At 72.9% G+C, this 19,268-nt stretch carries 19 protein-coding genes; 12 read left to right on the top strand and 7 right to left on the bottom strand.

The window, feature by feature from the left end:
* Positions 1-737 (bottom strand): hypothetical protein (locus AB0I82_RS32315; protein ID WP_363261008.1); only part of this gene is annotated, 737 nt, incomplete at its 3' end.
* Positions 738-1,119: 382 nt separating this feature from the next.
* On the opposite strand from AB0I82_RS32315, the gene AB0I82_RS32320 reads away from it, so the two are divergent.
* The gene (locus AB0I82_RS32320; RefSeq protein WP_363261009.1) at positions 1,120-2,007 is read left to right on the top strand and encodes a helix-turn-helix domain-containing protein; all 888 of its coding nucleotides are present in this window, start codon (positions 1,120-1,122) and stop codon (positions 2,005-2,007) included.
* A 48-nt stretch (positions 2,008-2,055) separates the two neighbouring features.
* Here AB0I82_RS32320 and AB0I82_RS32325 read toward each other — a convergent pair whose 3' ends face one another.
* The 3 genes from AB0I82_RS32325 to AB0I82_RS32335 form a co-directional block, all read right to left on the bottom strand.
* On the bottom strand, positions 2,056-3,567 hold the full coding sequence (locus tag AB0I82_RS32325) for a DUF1996 domain-containing protein (protein WP_363261010.1): 1,512 nt from the start codon (positions 3,565-3,567) through the stop codon (positions 2,056-2,058).
* Positions 3,564-4,325, bottom strand: coding sequence for a DUF4142 domain-containing protein (locus AB0I82_RS32330; RefSeq protein ID WP_363261011.1), 762 nt, complete (start codon positions 4,323-4,325; stop codon positions 3,564-3,566). The genes AB0I82_RS32325 and AB0I82_RS32330 overlap by 4 nt, the downstream gene beginning before the upstream one ends.
* Positions 4,326-4,507: 182 nt before the next feature.
* Entirely contained in the window at positions 4,508-6,328 is a 1,821-nt protein-coding gene (locus AB0I82_RS32335; protein WP_363261012.1) for an AMP-dependent synthetase/ligase, read from the bottom strand.
* A gap of 153 nt (positions 6,329-6,481) precedes the next feature.
* Here AB0I82_RS32335 and AB0I82_RS32340 point away from each other — a divergent pair, with 153 nt between their 5' ends.
* The 3 genes from AB0I82_RS32340 (at position 6,482) to AB0I82_RS32350 (ending at position 8,686) form a co-directional block, all read left to right on the top strand.
* Positions 6,482-6,787, top strand: coding sequence for a DUF6412 domain-containing protein (locus tag AB0I82_RS32340; protein ID WP_363261014.1), 306 nt, complete (start codon positions 6,482-6,484; stop codon positions 6,785-6,787).
* Between the two features lie 108 nt (positions 6,788-6,895).
* On the top strand, positions 6,896-7,684 hold the full coding sequence (locus AB0I82_RS32345; RefSeq protein ID WP_363261015.1) for a YidC/Oxa1 family membrane protein insertase: 789 nt from the start codon (positions 6,896-6,898) through the stop codon (positions 7,682-7,684).
* Between the two features lie 144 nt (positions 7,685-7,828).
* Positions 7,829-8,686 carry a fumarylacetoacetate hydrolase family protein gene (locus tag AB0I82_RS32350; protein ID WP_363261016.1) on the top strand — a complete coding sequence of 286 codons (858 nt, stop codon included), beginning with the start codon at positions 7,829-7,831 and terminating at the stop codon, positions 8,684-8,686.
* 14 nt (positions 8,687-8,700) lie between these two features.
* Here the strand turns inward: AB0I82_RS32350 and AB0I82_RS32355 are convergent, their stop codons facing one another.
* The 3 genes from AB0I82_RS32355 to AB0I82_RS32365 form a co-directional block, all read right to left on the bottom strand.
* Positions 8,701-9,669: a DUF3048 domain-containing protein gene (locus AB0I82_RS32355; RefSeq protein WP_363261017.1), complete on the bottom strand. Its 969-nt coding sequence runs from the start codon at positions 9,667-9,669 to the stop codon at positions 8,701-8,703.
* Between the two features lie 71 nt (positions 9,670-9,740).
* Positions 9,741-10,214, bottom strand: coding sequence for a heme-degrading domain-containing protein (locus AB0I82_RS32360; protein ID WP_363261018.1), 474 nt, complete (start codon positions 10,212-10,214; stop codon positions 9,741-9,743).
* Entirely contained in the window at positions 10,211-11,341 is a 1,131-nt protein-coding gene (locus AB0I82_RS32365) for a Gfo/Idh/MocA family oxidoreductase (RefSeq protein WP_363261019.1), read from the bottom strand. Before AB0I82_RS32365 ends, AB0I82_RS32360 begins: the two co-directional genes overlap by 4 nt.
* 56 nt (positions 11,342-11,397) lie before the next feature.
* On the opposite strand from AB0I82_RS32365, the gene AB0I82_RS32370 reads away from it, so the two are divergent.
* From AB0I82_RS32370 to AB0I82_RS32405, 8 genes are all read left to right on the top strand, one after another.
* Positions 11,398-12,552: an ROK family transcriptional regulator gene (locus AB0I82_RS32370; RefSeq protein WP_363261020.1), complete on the top strand. Its 1,155-nt coding sequence runs from the start codon at positions 11,398-11,400 to the stop codon at positions 12,550-12,552.
* A 34-nt stretch (positions 12,553-12,586) separates the two neighbouring features.
* Positions 12,587-13,351 carry a GntR family transcriptional regulator gene (locus tag AB0I82_RS32375; RefSeq protein WP_363261022.1) on the top strand — a complete coding sequence of 255 codons (765 nt, stop codon included), beginning with the start codon at positions 12,587-12,589 and terminating at the stop codon, positions 13,349-13,351.
* Between the two features lie 196 nt (positions 13,352-13,547).
* Positions 13,548-14,669, top strand: a complete 1,122-nt coding sequence (locus AB0I82_RS32380; RefSeq protein ID WP_363261023.1) for a TIGR03364 family FAD-dependent oxidoreductase — start codon at positions 13,548-13,550, stop codon at positions 14,667-14,669.
* Between the two features lie 11 nt (positions 14,670-14,680).
* Complete coding sequence (locus AB0I82_RS32385) at positions 14,681-15,400, top strand: phosphonatase-like hydrolase (protein WP_363261163.1); 720 nt, start codon at positions 14,681-14,683, stop codon at positions 15,398-15,400.
* Entirely contained in the window at positions 15,384-16,493 is a 1,110-nt protein-coding gene (locus AB0I82_RS32390; RefSeq protein WP_363261024.1) for an ABC transporter ATP-binding protein, read from the top strand. Before AB0I82_RS32385 ends, AB0I82_RS32390 begins: the two co-directional genes overlap by 17 nt.
* Entirely contained in the window at positions 16,486-17,388 is a 903-nt protein-coding gene (locus AB0I82_RS32395) for a 2-aminoethylphosphonate ABC transporter permease subunit (protein ID WP_363261025.1), read from the top strand. Before AB0I82_RS32390 ends, AB0I82_RS32395 begins: the two co-directional genes overlap by 8 nt.
* Positions 17,375-18,172 (top strand): ABC transporter permease subunit, encoded by a 798-nt coding sequence (locus AB0I82_RS32400; protein ID WP_363261026.1) that lies wholly within the window; start codon positions 17,375-17,377, stop codon positions 18,170-18,172. The genes AB0I82_RS32395 and AB0I82_RS32400 overlap by 14 nt, the downstream gene beginning before the upstream one ends.
* A 28-nt stretch (positions 18,173-18,200) precedes the next feature.
* Positions 18,201-19,262, top strand: a complete 1,062-nt coding sequence (locus tag AB0I82_RS32405) for a 2-aminoethylphosphonate ABC transporter substrate-binding protein (protein ID WP_363261027.1) — start codon at positions 18,201-18,203, stop codon at positions 19,260-19,262.
* Positions 19,263-19,268 lie beyond the last annotated feature (6 nt).

The raw sequence follows: 19,268 nt of genomic DNA on the forward strand, positions 1-19,268 counted from the left end.
GGGGGCGGCCGCGGGCGCTGTCCCCGGCGCCCCTGGCGGGCCCCCGCCGGGCGCCCCTCAGGGGCGCGGGGAACTGCGCGACCAGCCGTCGCGGTGCCGCGGTCGGCATCGGTGCCGGACCGCCCACCCCGGTGGCCGGCGGTACGCAGCCGGTACGCAAGGGCCAGGGCCGCGGCCGCCACGCACAGGGCGTACCCCGCGGTGACCCAACCGGAGGAAGGGCGCCCCGCGCGCAGGCCGTGCACCAGGGCCGCGCCCCACGCGAGGTACGTGGCCATGTGCAGGGCACGCCACCACCGCGCGGCGGCGCGGCCGGTGAACGCGGTGCGGGCGGCGCCGGTGACCGCGACCGCGAGAAACACATAACCGGCCAGCGTGCCCAGGCCGATCAGCAGCGGCCGGGCGCCATCGGCGAACGGCAGCACCGCGGCGCGGCCGGTGGTCTGCCCGCGGGCCACCTTCACCCCGATGTGCAGCGCGAGGAAGCCGAGCCCGGCCACGCCCGTGCCCCGGTGCACGGCCTGCGCCAGCAGCCGGTGCCGGGAGGCCAGTACCCGGCGGTCGGTGGCGGCCAGGCCCCACAGCACCGTGCCGGTCAGCGCGACCAGCGCGAGCACGCCGGCCCCGAAGTCCAGGAAGTCGGCGGTACGGACCACCGCGCCGGACTGTGCCAGTAAGGCCAGGAAGAGCAGCAGCGCGGCGGGCAGCGCGGGGCGCAGCGGAAGTCGGCGTGCCATCGGGCCTCCAGGAAAAGCCGAAGAATGCGTAAGGTGCGGCAGCATTGCGGACGCGTCCAAGCCCTTCCGGACCTTTATCGCGCTGTGACAAATTCCTGCACCGGCATCGCCGTCGCCCGGCCCGGTGCGGATGATGCCGATTCAGGCACTGGCCTCAGGCACCACGGCCGTATCCCAGCCGCTCCCCGACGGCAGGAACGAGGTAGCGATGTGTGATCTCCTGAACCGCATCTGGTCACGCCCCCGAGGTGAGTGGACCCGGGTTCTGCGAAAGGAACTCCCGTCGCTCGCCGAAAAGATGGTGGAAGAGCTGCGTATCGCTTTTCCCGCCTTTTCCGGCCTTCTCGCGGAATCGTCCAAAGCGGAGGCGGCCCAATGGGCCATGGAACAGGCCCTGTTGACATCGCTCGGTTACCAGGAACGGACGGAGTGCGAACGCCGCCCCGCCGGACTGGTCATCACTCCGATGCCGGTCTCCCGCGCCCGGCAGGTCCTCTTCGCCGCGCTCGCCGGGCAGCGCCCGCCCTCGCCCGCCGCGCTCGCCGAACCGGCCCGGTGCGCCGGCTGGCCCGTACCGGACCGGCTCCAGGCCGTCGTCCTCGGCTCCGCCGCCGAGGCACCGCAACTGGCCGCGGCGCTGGGCGACGCGCTGATCGGCACCGTCGACGGTGACACCTGCCTCTTCGTACCCGACCCGGACACCCAGACCCGACCCCGGCTGGAGGCCGCGCTCAAGGGCCGCCCGGCGGCGGTCGGCCACACCGTCCCGGCGGGCGATGCGGCGTCCTCGCTGCGCTGGGCCCGCGCGCTGCTCGCCTTCGGGCCGGCGCGCGGCGGGCCCGACGTGCGCCCGGTGTTCGTCGACGACCACCTCTCGGCGCTGCTGCTCCTCCAGGACGAGTCGCTGACCAGGGCGCTGACCGCGCGCCGGCTCGGCCCGCTGGACGAGCTGACGCCCCGGCAGAGCGAGCGCCTGGAGGTCACGCTGCTGGCCTGGCTGGAGGGCGGGGGCGCGCCGGAGGCGGCGAAGGTGCTCCAGGTCCACCCGCAGACCGTGCGGTACCGGCTGCGGCAGATCGAGAAGCTCTTCGGTCCCGAGCTGCGGGATCCGCGCACCCGCTTCGAGCTGGAGATGGCGCTGCGCAGCCGGCGGCTGCTGGCGCACGTACGGCGGTACCGCTCCCGGTCCGGGCGCCGGGCGGCCCGGCCGGTGACCTCCGGAATCCGCCCGCTGGGCGTCGCCAGGGAGGCACGGGTGAACGGCCTCTGAGCGCGGCTGCGGCCCCGAACCACACCAGGTCCGGGGCCGCAGTACCGCTCAGCCGCAGTCGCGGCCGCTGTTGATGCAGTCGACGGCCTCGTCCATCAGCTGCTCAGGCATGACGTTGATGAAGTCGCCGTGGTCGGTGACCGGCTTGTGCAGCTGCTCGGGGAAGCTGTCCACCGCGAACTGCTCGCCCGCCGGCACGTCGTAGGTGATCTTCTCCTGGAGCTGCGGGATGGCGCGGAACCCGGCCGGGCAGGAGCCGTCCTCCTGGGCGAACGCCACGTGCGTACGGTGGTTGGCGCTGTCGGTGTTCTGCCCGTCCCAGCAGCTCTGGAAGTTGAAGGTACGGACGACATCGGCGCCGTCCGGGCAGATCGGGTACTTGTCCTTGAGCTGCCGGTCCTCGAAGCCGACGCAGCTCCAGGAGGCGTTGGCGTTGGCGGGGCCGTTGGTGAACGCCTTGGCGTCGCCGGTGATGATGCGCAGGAAGCGCGGCATCGCGGTCACGTCACCGGCCTGGCTGCCGCTGAAGGTGAGCTTGACGTCGGACGGGGTGAGGACGGAGCCCACGTTGCCGTCGTGGCCCGCGCCCGGCTTGTGCTCGGAGGTGCCGTCCAGGGTGCGCAGGACGGGCCAGTAGTACGTGGACAGGTCGCCGTTGCCGCAGGTGGTGCCGGACGCGGCCAGGCTCTCGTCGGTGGAGAAGGCGTCGGTGGACTCGTTGCCGACGTAGTCGTGGGTGTGGTGCGCGCCGTTGCTGACGCCCGGCGTCACGATGACGTTGTCGGAGTTGAAGTGGCCCTCTTCGTTGGTGCCGCACTCGGAGACGAACGTACCGGTCGAGGCGCCGTCGCCCTGTGGCGGCTGCTGGGCGTTGGGCTGGACGGACAGGATGTCGGCGAAGTCGTCGGGGGAGGGACCACCGGGCGGCACCTTCGCGCCACCGTCCTGCCCCTGCTGTGCGTCCTCTTGCCCCTGCTGCGCCGCGTTTCCCTCGCCCTGCTGCCCTTGCTGTGCGTCCTCTTGGTCTTGCTGCGCCGCGTCTTGCTCGCCCTGCTGCCCTTGCTGAGCCGCGTCTTGCTCGCCCTGCTGCTCGCCCACCGATATGGGCTGTCCCGTGGGCTTCAGCTCGCAGGCGCTCATGTTCAGCAGGGCGTCGGGGCGGGGTGCCGACCGGCCGATGGCGTCGGCCATCGTCCCGATCGTCTTCTCGCGCTGCTGTTGCAGCTGCTGGAGCACCGCGTCCGTACCGCCGCCGGGGCCGCCCGTCGTCATCTTCTCGTACGCCGTCGCCACCTGGCGGTCCAGCGCGGCGAGCCCGCGGGAGACCGGCAGTTGCGCACCGCGCGGCACCTGGCGCAGCCGGTCGCCGACGTCCGGACAGGACACGGTCGAGGCCACGGCCGCCGCGCCGTCGCGCTTCCCGGGTCCGTTGTCGTCCGTGCCGTCGGCCGAGGCGCCGGCGGCTATCAGCGCGGTCCCGCCGCCGCCGAGCAGTAACGCGGCGGCCGCGGCCACCAGCCGGGTGGTCAGTCGCGAGCGTTTATGGGCCTGTGGAGTCATGCGATCACTTCGCTTCGTGGGGAGTTTCGTGGGGAGTGGTGAGAAGTGGTGGGGAGAGTGAGGTGGGCGTGCGGCCGGGTGTTCGGGGAAACGTACGGCTGCCGGGGCCGGGCCGCCGCCAGGTTGCCGAAGTCGACCAGGCCGGTACCTTCCAGGACCGTGATGTGGTCCAGGACGACCGCATTCGTACGAGTGGCCAGTCGCCGCACCACCGCGTTGCGGCTCTGCGCCCGGACGAGCGCGACGAGGCCGAAGACCTTGCCGTGCGCGCGGCGCAGCAGCTGGGCGAAGCGCCGGTCGAAGTCCTGGCCGCGGACGGCGTCCAGCTGTCCGAGCCAGCCCTGCTGTTGCGGGGTGGGCTCGTCCGGCAGCGATACGCCCAGGTCACGGGCGGCTTGTACGGAAAGCCGGTCCAGCTCGGTGTGACCGGCCACGAGGTGGTTGCCCGCGGTCCGTACGGCCTTCCGCGTGCCGCGCTCCTGCGCCTGGCGTCCCGCGGGCAGCTCCCACAGCCCGGCGAGCCGTACCTTGCGCACGAAGTCCCGGTCCATGGGGGTGAGCAGGCCGTACGGGGTGCGGACGGTGCCGCCGCCGTCGTCCTCCCAGCCGGCGGCCGCGGCGGCCGTCGAGGTGTTCTGGCCGAAGAGCTGGACGGGCAGCAGCAGCGCGACGAGCGTGGCCACGAGGGCGGCGACGATCAGCCCGGTGGCGAGCGCCCGCGCGGGGACGAGGGGTGCGGGGCTTGCGAGGGGGCGCACACGGAACCTCCCGGTCGGTCCGGCGGGGACGACTCGGACGCTAGGCGGGCGCGGGGCGGCGGAACGCGGGGTTCGCGCGCCTGGACAAGAAAACGCCGGGGCGGCGCGTGCGCTGCTACGGTGCGGCGCTCAGCTTGTGTACGGCGCTGCGTACGGCGTGCCGTTCAGCACGTACGCCCGGCTCACCGTTCGTACAGCGCGTCGATCTCCGCCGCGTACGCCCGCTCGATCGCCGCCCGGCGCAGCTTCAGCGAGGGCGTCACCAGGCCGTCGGCGACGCTGAACTCGCCGGGCAGGATGCGGAAGGCGCGGATGGATTCGGCGCGCGAGACCGAGGCGTTGGCGACCGCGACCGCGCGCTGCACCGCCGCCCGCACGCCTTCCTCCGGCGGATCTCCGGGCCGGGGGTCGAGCAGCCCGCCCCGGTAGCGCCGCCAGTGCGCCAGCGCCTCGGGGTCCAGAGTGATCAGTGCCGCGATGTAGGGCCGGTTGTCGCCGACGACCAGGCACTGCGAGACCAGCGGGTGCGCGCGTATCCGCTCCTCCAGGCCGAGCGGGGCGACGCTCTTGCCGCCGCTGGTGATGATGATGTCCTTCTTGCGGCCGGTGATCACGAGGTAGCCGTCCTCGTCCAGGTGTCCCAGGTCGCCGGTGGCGAACCAGCCGTCGTGCGGCGCGGTCCCGTGCTCGTCGACGTACCCGGCGAAGACCACGTCGCCGCGCACCCACACCTCGCCGTCCTGGGCGATCCGTACCGCACAGCCGGGCAGCGGCCGCCCGACCGTGCCGAACCGCACCCGCCCCGGCGGGCAGGCGGTGACGGCGCCGCTCGTCTCGCTGAGCCCGTACCCGTCGTAGACGGTCAGCCCCGCCCCGGCGAAGATCCGCCCGAGGTCGGCACGGAGCGGCGAGCCGCCCGAGACGGCGGTGCGTACCCGCCCGCCCAGCACCCCGCGGATGCGCCCGTACACCAGTCGCTCGTACATGGCGTGCCGGGCGCGCAGGCCCGGCCCCGGGCCGTGGCCGCGCCCCTGCTCGCGGCGCTCGACGGCGCGTGCGTACCGCAGCGCGGTGGCCGTCGCGACGTCGAACAGCCGCAGCCGGCCGGCCTCTTCGGCGGCCCGGCGCGCGCTGTCGTAGATCTTCTCGAAGACGTACGGGACGCCGAAGAGGAAGGTGGGCCGGAAGGACGCGAGCGCGGGCAGCAGCGCCTGCGGGGTCAACTCCGGCTCGTGGCCGAGCAGAATGCCGCCGCGCAGGCAGGCGACCTGGACCATCAGCCCGTAACTGTGCGCGAGCGGCAGGAACGCCAGGACCGACGGCTGCTCGCCGGGCGGCCCGGTGAGCCGGCCCCAGCCCGCCAGCAGGGTGTCGCACTCGGCGGCGAGGTTCCCATGCGTGATCACACAGCCGCGCGGCCGTCCGGTGGTGCCGGAGGTCTGCACGACCGCCGCGGTGTCCCGCGGGGTGACGGCCCGGCGCAGCCGGTGCACCTCGGCGTCGGGCAGCCGCCCGCCGAGCCCGCTGAGCAGGCCGACGCAGTCCTGGTCCAGCTGCCAGACGCGGCGCAGCGGGCGGTCGGCGCCGCAGGCCGCCGCCACGGTCATGGCGTGCTGCTCGTGCTCGATGACGATGGTGTCGGCCCCGGTCGCGGCCAGCAGCGCGCGCAGCTGCTCGGTGGAGGCGGTGGGGTAGACGGGGACGAGGTGTGCGCCGAGCGACCACACCGCATAGCTGAAGAGCGTCCACTCGTACCGGGTCCTGGACATCACCGCGACCCGGTCGCCGGGCCGCAGCCCGTCCGCGAGCAGCCCCTTCGCCAGCGCCAGTACCTCGGCGCGGAAGGCGGCGGCGGAGACGTGGAGCCAGCGGCCGGGGTCCGCGGGGTCCCGGCGGGCGAGCTGGGCGAGCGCGGGCACCCGGTCGGCCAGGTCGTGGACGGTGTCGGCGAGGCCGCCGGTACGGGCCGCGGTCACCAGGGCGGGCGTGCTGACGTCGCGCACCACACCTCCCTCGTCCACCCCGCCGTACGGCGGGGGTGGACGCAAGTTACCCGCTGGTGGCCCTACTGCGCAGGCTCTCTGGTTACTCTTGAGCGGAAGAGGACAAAACCGAGCGGGACAATCGGCGCTGAGCCGGGAGAGGAGAGCGCACGTATGTGCCGCGTCACCGACGCCTTCCGCCTGTACGTCGGCACGCTCCTGTTCCTCCTGGCCGGCGTGCTGCTCACGCAGAGCGGCCTGACCTCGGCCCTGACCGCCGCCGCGACCACCGCGGCCGTCCTCCTCCTCAGCCGCGCGGTGCTCGTCGCCACGCTGGCCGGCCCCGCCCCGCCGGGCCGGGTCCGCACCGCCATCCGGGACCGGGAACGCCGTACGGCCTTCCTGCCCCAGCGCGATCCCGACGCCGCGGGCCGCCCGCGACCCAGGGCACCCGGCCGCCGTCTCCCGACGGCCGCGTAGGCGCGCTCTCCTACTCCGCGTACGGCTCCGCCCCGCGGCTCGTCACACCGAAATCTCCCTTTTCTCCATTCCTCTTCGGTACTGACGAGACCCCCGGAGGGCTCACCCATGTCCGTCTTCGCCCCGCTCGGCGCCGCGCTCGGCCACCTCGCCGACGCGCTCTCCCCGCTCTTCGGCGCCTCGGCGACCGCCGCCGCCATCGTCGTCTGCACCCTGGCCGTACGAGCCGCGCTGCACCCCCTCGCCCGCGCCGCCGTACGCGGCGAGAAGTCCCGCACCGCGCTCGCCCCGCAGATGGCCGAGATACGCCGCAAGTACGCCAAGGACCCCGAGCGCATGCAGCGCGAGGTGACCGCCCTCTACCGCAAGGCGGGCGCCTCCCCGCTGGCCGGCTGCCTGCCCACGCTCCTCCAGCTGCCGGTCTTCTTCCTCATGTACCACCTCTTCACCTCCCCCAGCTCCGGGCTGCTGGGCGAGCGACTGCTGGACGCCCCGCTCGGCGGCCACTGGACGGACGCCCTCACCGACGGCGGCCCCTTCGGCCCGCACGGCCTGGTCTACCTCGCGCTGTTCGTCCTGGTCGCAGCGGTCGCGACCTGGAACTACCGCCGCGCACGCAAGGCCACGGCTGCGGCGGGGACCGCGGGCGCCGATATGGAGATGCCGGGCATGGGCGCCGTGACCAAGCTGGCCCCCCTGCTCTCCTTCGGCACCCTCCTCACCGTCGCCTTCGTGCCGCTGGCCGCGAGCCTGTACGTGGTGACGTCCACGACCTGGACGGCGTGCGAGCGAGCACTGCTGCTGCGCGACCGTGACCGTGACCGCGTCCAGGGCCAGGCGGCCGACGAGGCGCAGCCCGCTGTGGCTGCCAAGTCCCGCCCCGCTACCGCCGAGTAAAGGTCCAGTACGTGAACGGGGTCTTGCGGGCGGGACCCCGTTCTTGGAGGATCGGCCAAATCGCTCGATGGCCGCACTCCATCGGCCGGCCCGGGAGACCCCTCCCGGGCCGACCCTTCGCATACGACCACGGGAGTTGTACTGATGAAGCTGCTGCGTGTCGGACCGGTAGGGGCGGAACGCCCGGCGCTGCTGGACGAGTCGGGAACCCTGCGTGATCTGTCGGGCGTCGTACCGGACATCGACGGAGCGCTGCTCGCGGACGAGGCGGCGCTGGACCGCGTCCGTACGGCCGCGGCGGCGGGCGACCTGCCGGCGCTGGACGCCGCCGGGCTGCGCAGGGGTGCGCCGCTCGGCCGCATCGGCAAGGTCGTGTGCATCGGGCTGAACTACCACGACCACGCCAGGGAGACCGGCGCGCCGATCCCGGCCGAGCCGATCGTCTTCATGAAGGCACCGGACACCGTGGTCGGCCCGGACGACACCGTGCTGATACCCCGCGGCAGCGAGAAGACCGACTGGGAGGTCGAGCTGGCCATCGTCATCGGCAGCACGGCCCGCTACCTGGAAACCGACGAGCAGGCCCTCGCCGCGGTCGCCGGCTACACCATTGCCCACGACGTCTCCGAGCGCGAGTTCCAGATCGAGCGCGGCGGCCAGTGGGACAAGGGCAAGAACTGCGAGACGTTCAACCCGCTGGGCCCCTGGCTGGTCACCGCCGACGAGATCCCCGACCCACAGTCCCTCGGCCTGCGCCTGTGGGTGAACGGCGAACTGAAGCAGGACGGCACAACGGCCGAACAAATCTTCCCGGTAGCCGAAGTGGTCCGCTACCTCTCCCACTTCATGACCCTCTACCCCGGCGACATCATCAACACCGGCACCCCAGCCGGCGTAGCCATGGGCCACCCGGCCCCCAAGCCCTACCTCCGCGCCGGCGACGTAGTGGAACTGGAAATCGACGGCCTGGGCCGCCAGCGGCAGGAGCTGAAGGACGCGTGACAGGAGGGTGGCTCTCAGCCCTTTGGGGTGAGGGCCACCCAGATGGGGCCCGGGGTGAAGGGGAGGGGGTGGCCTTCGGGGGTGGTGTAGGTGGTGCCGTTGTCGGGGGCGGGGCGGGACCATTCGGCTTGGTATTTTTTGCCGTCGCGGAGGATCAGGGCGTCGCCCGAGCCGACGGTTTCGGTGTACGGGGTGGTGCTGCCCCACTTGTCGTGGAGGCGGGAGGAGCGGACGGTCACGTGCTGGATCACCACCGTGGAGACGGCCAGTTGGCCGGCGCTGGTGGTGCGGAAGGGTGAGCCGTCCATGGCGACCAGCCAGCGGTCCCGGCTCTCGGACCAGGTGAAGGTGAAGCGGGCCGCCGGGTAGCGGACGTCCTGCCGCGACGTCCTCGTGCCGCCTTTCGCGGGGGCCGCGCCGAAGCGGAAGCCGATGTCGGCGGGGGCGGAGGCGTCCGAGGCGGCTTTCAGGGCGCGGGACGGGCGCAGGTACAGGTTGTGCGGCGCGGCGCGGTCCGGGCTGCGGACGTATGCGTCGGGCGCCTCGCCCGGTGGGAGGGCGACGATCGGGGCCGACTCCAGCATGGGGCGCAGTTTGGACTGGGCGCCGGAGTAGGCCAGCGCCGGGTGGCCGAACTGGCGGAGCAGTTCGAGGTCGGACTCGCGGGCGCTGCGGACCGGGCCGACGCGGTCGGGAAGGTGGGAGGCGAAGACGGCCAGTATCCGGGACAGGCCCGCCTCGACCTCCTCGGTATAGAGGATGTCGGCGTCCTCCAGGCCGGTCTGCGGGCGGGCGGCCGCGATGTTGTCGATCTTGACGGCCAGTACCTTGTCGCCTGCGCCGTCCTTGCCGGTGAACGGCGACTTGCCGTCGCCGTCGCCCGTCTGACAGCCCGCCACCAGCGGTGACAGGCCCGCGGCCAGGCCCGCCGCCAGCACGGTCCGTCGCGATCCGGTCCAGCCCGTGCCACCCGTCCACGCCATGGGGGTACCGCCTCTCTCTCGCCGGTTCCCCCACAGCTTTCCCGGTGGACGGGGCGGGCGCACGGATTCCGTCAGGCGGGGCGCAGAAACCGCTCCAACGCCTCGACGACGAGCGCGTGGTCGTCGGCCTGGGCGAGGCCGGAGACGGCCACCGCGCCGATGACGCCGGTACCGCGGAGGCGGAGGGGGAAGGCCCCGCCGTGCGCGGCATACGTGTCCGGGTCCAGCCGGGAGGAGTCCTCGAAGGTCCGGCCCTTGGCGCGGAAGCGGGCGCCGACCAGGAAGGACGCCTCGCCGTACCGCTCCACGACCCGGCACTTGCGGTCCAGCCAGGCGTCGTTGTCGGCGCTGGTGCCGGGCAGCGCGCAGTGGAAGAGGCGCTGGGCGCCGCGGCGGATGCTGATCGTCACGGCGAGGTTCCGCTCCCGGGCCAGGTCGGTCAGGAGGGAGCCCAGTGCCCAGGCGTCGTCGTTGTCGAAGTGGTCGAGGACGAGGCGGTGTTCCTGGGACTCAAGGGTGGTGATGTCGTCGGCGGCGGTGGTCATCGGGTGGGCTCCTCGATCCGGACCGTGCGGCCCTCGGCGGCCGAGCGCTTGGCGGCCTCCAGGACGCGCAGCGCGCCGACCGCCTCCAGGGCGGTGACCGGCGGCTCGCCGCCCGTACGCAGCGCTTCGGCGATGGCGGCGTAGTACGCGGGGTAGTCGCCGGGCAGCGTCGGGACGGGCTCGCCGCCGCCGGTCTGCGGGGACTCGCCGGCGCCGATGCGGCCCCAGGCGGACTCCGGCTCCACGCCCCAGGCGTCGTCCCCCTGGCCGGGCCGGCGGCCCTCGCGCAGCGCCGCCTCCTGCGGGTCCAGGCCGTACTTCACGTAACCGGCCTCGCTGCCCAGCACCCGGAAGCGCGGGCCGAGCTGCGCGGTGGTGGCGCTGACCCACAGGTGGGAACGGACGCCGCTCGCGTGGGTGATCGCGATGAAGGTGTCGTCGTCGGCCTCGGCGCCGGGGCGGCGCACGTCGGACTCCGCGTACACCGAGACGGCCGGGCCGAAGAGGGTGAGGGCCTGGTCGGCGACGTGGCTGCCCAGGTCGTACAGCAGCCCGCCGATCTCGGCCGGGTCGCCGGACTCGCGCCAGCCGCCCTTGGGCTTGGGCCGCCACCGCTCGAAGCGGGATTCGAAGCGCCAGACGTTGCCGAGCGCGCCCTCGTCGAGCAGCTTGCGCAGAGTGAGGAAGTCGTTGTCCCAGCGGCGGTTCTGGAAGACGGAGAGGAGCAGCCCGCGGTCCTTCGCCAGCTCGGCCAGCTGCTCGGCCTCGGCGGCGGTCCCGGCCAGCGGCTTGTCGACGACGACCGGGAGGCCCGCCTCCAGGGCCGCGGTGGCCAGCGATACGTGGGTCTTGTTCGGCGAGGCGAGGACGATCAGGTCCAGCTCGGAGGCGCGGGCCAGTACCTCGTCGGACGTGCCGACCGTGCGCACCTGCGGGTGCTCGGCACGGGCCTGCGCCTGGCGGTCGGGGCTGGAGGTGGAGACCGTGTCGAGGACCAGACCCTCGGTCGCGGCGATCATCGGGGCGTGGAAGACGGAGCCGGCCAGGCCGTAACCGATGAGGCCGACGCGCAGGGGGCTGCCGGGGAGTGCGGTACCGGTACCGGGGGTGTCGCTCGGGCTGCTCATGTTCTCCACTTAAGCAACGCTGTTGCCAAAGTGCAAGCGATACGGACAATGGAGGGGTGACCAGCGAAAAGCCTCCCCTCTCAGACCCGGCCGAGCGCGCGCTCGGCGGCGCCAACCTGCCCCTGCTGCGCGGGCACAACGCGGCCGTGCTGCTCGGGCTGCTGCGCGCGGCGGGGGAGGGTGGCGTGAGCCGGCTGGAGCTGGCCGAGGGCAGCGGGCTCACCCCGCAGGCGGTCAGCAAGATCACGGCGCGGCTGCGGGAGGCGGGGCTCGCCACGGAAGCCGGGCGGCGCGCGTCCACGGGCGGCAAGCCCCGTACGGTCCTGCGGCTGGTCCCCGGCGCCCGGTACGCGATCGGGCTGCACCTGGACCGGGACGAGAGCGTCGCGGTCCTCGCCGACCTGGCGGGCGAGCCGGTCGCGGTCCGTCGCGCGCCGCTGGACCTGGGCGCGGACGCGGAGGAGGTACTGGAGGCGGCCGCGGCTCAGGTCGCCGAGGTGCGCGCCGCGGCCCCCGGGGCGCAGGTGATCGGCGCCGGGGTGGCCTGCCCCGGACCGCTGGATCACCGTACGGGCGTACTGCACCGGGTCACCGGCCTCCCGCAGTGGGACGGCTATCCGCTGCGCGCCGCGCTCGCCGAGCGGTTCGGCCTGCCCGTGGTCCTGGACAAGGACACCAACGCGGCGGCGCACGGACTGGCCCAGCAGGCGGACGGCGCCGAGTCGTTCGGGTATCTGCACCTGGGGACGGGGCTGGGCGCCGGGCTGGTGCTCGGCGGGGCCGTGCACCGGGGGGCGCGCACCGGCGCGGGGGAGTTCGGGCACCAGGTCGTACAGCTGGACGGGCCGCGGTGCGGCTGCGGGAAGCGGGGGTGCGTCGAGGCGCTGTGTCTGGCCGCGGTGGCCGCCGGGGATGCCCCCACGGCGGCCCGGGTGCTCGGCGTGGGCGCCGCCAACCTTGTCGAGTTGCTCGACGTGGACCGGGTTCTGCTGGGTGGCCGTACGGTACTGGCCGATTCCGAGGCATACGTACGGGGAGTCGCCGACTCGCTCGACGGTCAGCTGCGTGCGCATGGCGCGGGGGCCTCCCGTACGGTCCCGGTCGCGCTCGCCCCCGGGGGTGAGCAGGCGGTGGCGCTCGGCGCGGCCCATCTGGTCCTGGCCTCGCTCTTCGCCCCGCCGCGCGGGCCGTTCACGGGTCGGGCGGGCTGAGGTACGAGCCCGGCGGGCGTGCGAGGATCGGTCGGTGGACTACCCGAAGGACCAGGCGCCCGGTGCGCCGATCAGAGCCGGCATCCCCGAGCATGGGCGCATTCCCAAGTACTACGCCGCCAAGGTGCGGATCGCCGAGCTGCTGGACCAGCTCGGCGAGGGGGAGGCGCTGCCGACCGAGCGGGACCTGGCGCTGCGGTTCGAGGTCTCGCGGGAGACGCTGCGGCAGGCGCTGCGGGAGCTGGTCCTCGAAGGGCGTATCCGGCGCCTCGGCCGTGGCACGGTCGTGGCGGGGCCCAAGCTCGAACAGCCGTTGGCGCTGGCGAGTTATACGGAAGGGGTACGGAAGCAGGGGCGGCGCCCGGGGCGTCATCTGATCGGGCTGGACCGCTTTCCGTGTCCCGACCTGCTCGCCGCCGAGCTGGGGCTGCCGGTCGGTGAGCCGGTGTGGCACATGGAGCGGGTGCTGCTCGCGGATGACGAGCGGGTGGGGCTGGAGAGTACGTATGTGGCGGTGGAGCGGGCGCCTCGGCTGGATACCGACTTCGAGCCGGACTCCTCCTTCTACGCGTATCTGCATGATCGGCTCGGCATAGGGTTCGGCGATGCGGATGAGCGGCTGGAGACGGTGCTTGCTACGCCGCGGGAGGCGTTGCTGATCGGGACGCCGGGGGCGTTGCCGATGTTGCTGATTCATCGGGTCAGCCGCGATACGGCGGGGGCGCCGTTGGAGCGGGTGCGGACGCTGTTCCGGGGTGACCGTTTCTCGTTCACGGCACGGCTCGGCGGCGCGCCGTAGAGGTACCGACCTCTGCCGAGTGCCGCCACGTCGTGGCTGGTCGCGCAGTTCCCCGCGCCCCTTACGGGGCGCTGACCCTCACCCCCCCCGTATGTCACGAGAAGATAACGGGTCTAGGCCAAGTTTGACGGCCCGTTAACCGGCTCGTTGCCGCGCGGCCCGCGGTCGGTCATCCGGCGCGACGAGCGTCACCGGCATGCGAGTCATAGTTGTCGGAGCCGGCGTGCTGGGGACCATGCACGCCTGGCATGCAGTCGAACGCGGCCACGAGGTCGTTCACATCGAGCGGGAGGCCGAGGCCCGCGGCGCCTCCGTGCGCAATTTCGGCCAGATCTGGGTCAGCGGCCGCGCGGGCGGCGAGGAACTGGACACCGCGCTGCGCGCCCGCGAGCTGTGGGAGGGGATCGGCGCCCGGGTACCGGGCCTCGGCTTCCGCGCCATCGGCTCGCTGACGATCGTGAAGAACGAGGCCGAGCGGGCCGTCGCCGAGGCCGCTACCCGCCGCCCGGACGCCGCGGCCCGCGGCTACAAGCTGCTGACCGCCGACGAGGCCCGCGAGATCAACCCCGCGCTGCGCGGCGACTTCCTCGGCGCCCTGTGGTGCGAGCGGGATGCCGCCGTCGAACCCCGCGTCGCCCAGCGGGAGTTGAAGCAGGCGCTGCTCGCCTCCGGCCGCTACACCTACCTCGGCGGGCGCGAGGTCCGCGACGTGGTGGGCGAGGCCGCCGTACGGGACGACCACGGCGACATCCACCGTGGCGACGCCGTCGTGCTGTGCACCGGCGCCTGGCTGAGCGGCCTGGTCCGCGAGCTGGTACCGGAGCTGCCCGTCCGCCGCGTACGGCTGCAGATGATGCAGACCGACCCGCTCGGCGAGCCGCTGACCACCTCGATCGCCGACGCGGACAGCTTCCGCTACTACCCGGCGTACGGCAGCGACGCGCTGGACGCGCTGAACGCCACGCAGGCGCAGGCGCCCACCGCCGCCGCGCACAAGATGCAGCTCCTGATGGTCCAGCGCGCGGACGGCGGGCTGACCATCGGCGACACGCACGAGTACGAGACGCCGTTCGCCTTCGACACCGTCGAGGAGCCGTACGAGCACCTCACCGGCGTCGTCGAATCGATCCTCGGCCGCCCGCTGCCGCGCATCCGGCACCGCTGGGCCGGGGTGTACGCGCAGTGCACGGACACGAGCCGGGTCGTGCACCGGGAGCAGGCGAGCGACGGCGTGTGGCTGGTCACCGGGCCCGGCGGGCGCGGCATGACCTGCTCCCCGGCGATCGCCGAAAAGACCGCGAACGAACTGGGATGGTGAGTCAGTTGACGATCACGAACGCCACGGATAACAACAGCATTGAGCTGGTTGTGCTCGACATGGCAGGGACCACCGTTGCCGATGGTGGGCTGGTCGAGCAGGCATTTGATGCCGCGGCGCGGCACCTCGGTGTCGAGCCGGGCACGCCCGACCACGCCGAGAAGCTCGCCTACGTGCGGGCCACCATGGGCGAGTCGAAGATCTCCGTCTTCCGGCATCTCTTCGGTGACGAGGACAAGGCCCGGGTCGCCAACGCCCGCTTCGAGGAGGCGTACGGCGAGCTGGTCGACGGCGGGCTGATCGCGCCCGTGCCCGGCGCCCGCGAGGCGATCGAGGCGCTGCAGGCCGCGGGCCGCACGGTCGTCCTGAGTACGGGCTTCGCGCGGGTCACCCAGGACGCGATCCTCGCCGCGCTCGGCTGGCAGGACCTCGTCCCGCTCACCCTCTGCCCGGCCGACGCGGGCGGCCGCGGGCGCCCCTACCCCGACATGGTGCTCGCCGCGCTGCTGCGCACCGGCGCCACCGACTCCGTACAGAAGATCGCGGTCGCCGGCGACACCTCGTACGACATGCTGTCCGGCCGCCGGGCCGGTGCCTCGGTCGTGGCGGGTGTGCTGACCGGTGCGCACGACAAGGATCAGCTGACCGCGGCCGGCGCCACGCATGTCCTCGGTTCGGTCGCCGAACTGCCCGCGCTGCTGGGAGTGGTACGCGATGACCGCCCTGCCTGACACGGCCGTGGCCCCCGTCGCCGAGCGGACCGCCTCCGGCATCCGCTTCGAGAACGTCTCCGTCGCCTACGGCACGCACACCGTGCTGGACGGGCTCGACCTGACCGTCGAGCCGGGCGAGGTGATGGCCCTGCTCGGGCCCTCCGGGTCCGGCAAGACCACCGCGCTGCGGGCCGTCGCCGGGTTCGTGACACCGGCCTCCGGGCGGGTGCTGATCGGCGGCCGGGACGTCACCGGACTCCCGCCCTACAAGCGCGGCATCGGCATGGTCGTACAGAGCTACGCGCTCTTCCCGCACATGCGCGTCGCCGACAACGTCGCCTTCGGACTGAAGGCCCAGAAGGTGCCGCGCGGCGAGATCGCCGACCGGGTCACCGAGGCGCTGGAGCTCACCGGCATGGCCGGGTACGCCCGGCGCTACCCGCGCGAGCTCTCCGGCGGCCAGCAGCAGCGCGTCGCCATCGCCCGCGCGCTCGCCATCCGGCCCGGCGTGCTCCTGCTGGACGAGCCGCTGTCCGCGCTGGACGCCCAGCTGCGCTCCGGGATGCTCGCCGAGCTGGCGCGGCTCCACCGTGAACTGCCCGACGTGTCGATCCTGTACGTCACCCACGACCAGGTCGAGGCGCTCACCCTCGCCGACCGCATCGCGGTCATGGACCGGGCGCGGCTGCAGGACGTCGGTACGCCGCGCGAGCTGTACCGGGCGCCGCGCACCGAGTTCACCGCCTCGTTCGTCGGCAACGCCAACCTGCTGCCGGTGACGGCCGGTGCGGGGGACGGGACCGTGACCTTCGCCGGTACCGAGCTGACGGTGCGCGGTACGGAGGGCGCGGTGCCCGGCGCGGAGGCCACCCTCTGCGTACGGCCGCACCTGGTCGGCCTCGGCGCGGGGCCCAACGCGCTGCGCGGCCGGCTCGCCGAGCTCCAGTGGCGCGGTGCCACGCACCGGCTGTACGTCGAGGTGGCGGGCCACCGCCTGATGGCCGATGTGCGCGAGCTCCGCGACACCCCGGCCGTGGGCGACGAGGTGACGCTGCACTTCGCACCCGAGGACGCGGTCCTGATACCGGTGGGGGCGGGTACCGATGGCTAGCCTCACCCAGCGGGCGCGCCTCGCCGCCCCGGCCCGGACGCGGGTCCGCGCCCTGCCGCGCGGCCTGTGGGCCCTGCCGGCCGTCGCCGCCCTCGCGCTGGTCTTCCTCTATCCGCTCTTCCTGCTGGTGCGGCAGTCGTTCACACCGGACGAGGGCGGGGCCGCGACGGCCGCGTACGGCGAGGTGCTGGCCGAGGCGTCGTTTCAGGACGCGCTGGTCAACACCGTGCTGATCGCGGGCGGGGCCACCGCCGGCTGTCTGGTGCTCGGCTTCGCCCTCGCCCTGGTCGTCGCCTTCGTGCCGTTCCCCGGCGCCCGCGCGCTCGGCCGGTTCATCGACATCTTCCTGGCCTTCCCGTCCTTCCTGATCACCCTCGCGCTGCTCTTCGTCTACGGCACGACGGGCGTGGCCAACGGGCTGTGGACCTCGACGACCGGCGCGGGCAGCGGCCCGTTCGACTTCCTGCAGACGCCCTGGGGCGTGCTGCTGGCGGAGATCACGTACTTCACGCCGTTCGTGATGCGGCCGCTGCTCGCCGCGTTCTCGCAGGTGGAGACCGGACAGCTGGAGGCCGCCGCGTCGCTCGGCGCCCGGCCCTGGCGGATCGTACGGACGGTGATCCTGCCCGAGGCGCTGCCCTCGCTCGCGGCGGGCGGCGCGCTCGTCCTGGTCATGTGCCTGAACGAGTTCGGGATCGTGCTCTTCACCGGCGCCAAGGACGTGGTCACGCTGCCGGTCCTCGTCTACACCAAGGCCATCCTCGACGGCGACTACACCGGCGCGTGCGTCGTCGCGGTCGTCAACATCGCGCTGTCCGTGGCGCTGTACGCCGGTTACCGCGCGCTGGTGGCGCGCACCGGACGCGAAGGAGGTGCCCGCCGTGCTCGTGCATAGCAAGAAGGCCCGGTGGACCGTCTGGACCGGCTTTCTCCTCCTCTTCCTGCCCCTCTTCGCGCTGCCGTTCGCCGTCATCCTGGCCGCGTCCTTCGCCACCACCTGGAGCGGCGCGCTGCCCTCCGGACCGACGCTGACGCACTACCAGGACATGACCAAGGGCGACTCGCTGAACGCACTGGTCACCAGCCTGCTGACCGCGCTCGCCGCGAGCCTGCTGGCGCTGGCCGCCGGTACCTGGGCGGCGCTCGCCGCGCAGCGCCTCGGCGGCCGGGGCAAGAAGGTCATCGACACCCTTTTCATGCTGCCGGTCGCGGTGCCCTCCGTGGCCGTCGGCCTCTCCCTGCTGGTCGCCTTCTCGCAGCCGCCGCTGCTGCTCAACGGCACCCGGCAGATCGTGATCATCGCCCATACGGTGCTGGTCACCGCGTTCGCCCACCAGTCGGTGAGCGCGGCACTGGACCGGCTGGACCCGGCGTACGAACAGAGCGCGGCGGCGCTCGGCGCCCGCCCGGCGTACGTCCTGTGGCGCGTCAAGCTGCCCCTGCTGCTGCCCTCGCTGACGGCAGCGACCGGGCTGTGCTTCGCGCTCTCCATGGGCGAGCTGAGCGCCACGATGATGATCTACCCGCCGAACTGGCTGCCGCTGCCGGTCCAGATCTTCGCCACCACCGACCGGGGCGCCCTCTTCAGCGGCGCGGCCCTCGCGGTGGCCCTGATGGCCGCGACGCTGCTCGTCCTCTTCGGCGTCTCCCGCATCCGTACCAGAGCCTCGTACCGCTGACCCGCGCTTTCCAAGGAGTCGGACACCCATGCGCAGCCACCTCAAGCCGATCACCGCCCTCTGTACCGCCCTCGCCCTCGGATCCGTCCTCACCGCCTGCGGCGGCACGGCGGCCGACCCGAACGCCAAGGAGGTCACCGTCTACAGCGCCGACGGCCTCAAGGGCGAGAAGGGCGACGGTTTCTACGACAAGGTCTTCAAGGACTTCCAGAAGAAGACCGGCATCAAGGTCAACTACGTGGAGGCCGGCTCCGGCGCGACCGTCCAGCGGCTCGCCCGCGAGAAGATGAACACCCAGGCCGACGTGGTCGTCACCCTCCCGCCGTTCATCCAGCAGGCCGACGGCAAGGGCCTGCTCCAGAAGTACGAGCCCAAGGGGTACGACCAGGTCGCCGCCGCCGACCGGGACCCGGGCGGCAAGTGGACCTCGATCGTCAACAACTACTTCTGCTTCATCTACAACAAGAAGCAGGTCAAGACGCCCCCGGAGAGCTGGCAGGACCTGCTGGACCCCAAGTACAAGAACAAGCTCCAGTACTCCACGCCGGGCGTCGCCGGGGACGGCACCGCGGTCCTCATCAAGGCCATGCACGACCTCGGCGGCACCGACCGGGCCATGGACTACCTCAAGAAGCTCCAGGCCAACAACGTCGGCCCGTCCTCCTCCACCGGCCAGCTCGCGCCCAAGACCGCCAAGGGCGAGCTGCTGATCGCCAACGGCGACGTCCAGATGAATTTCGCCAACATGAAGTCCATGCCGGACCAGGGCATCTTCTTCCCGGCCGCCAAGAAGGGCGGCAAGCCCTCCACCTTCGCGCTGCCGTACGCCGCCGGCCTGGTGAAGGGCGCCCCGCACTCCGAGAACGGCAAGAAGTTCCTGGACTACCTGCTGAGCCCGGAGGTCCAGAAGGAGGTCTCCTCGGTGGGCGGCGGCTTCGCCTCCCGCAAGGACATCAAGGCGACCGACGAGAACGCCACCGAGCTCGAAGAGATCATGAAGGGCGTCGAGATCTTCGAGCCGGACTGGCAGGACATCGACAAGAACCTCGACACCTACATCGACGCCTGGAAGTCGGCCACCGGCAGCTGACCGCTC

The organism is Streptomyces sp. NPDC050315, from assembly GCF_040655775.1.
Lineage (GTDB): Bacteria > Actinomycetota > Actinomycetes > Streptomycetales > Streptomycetaceae > Streptomyces.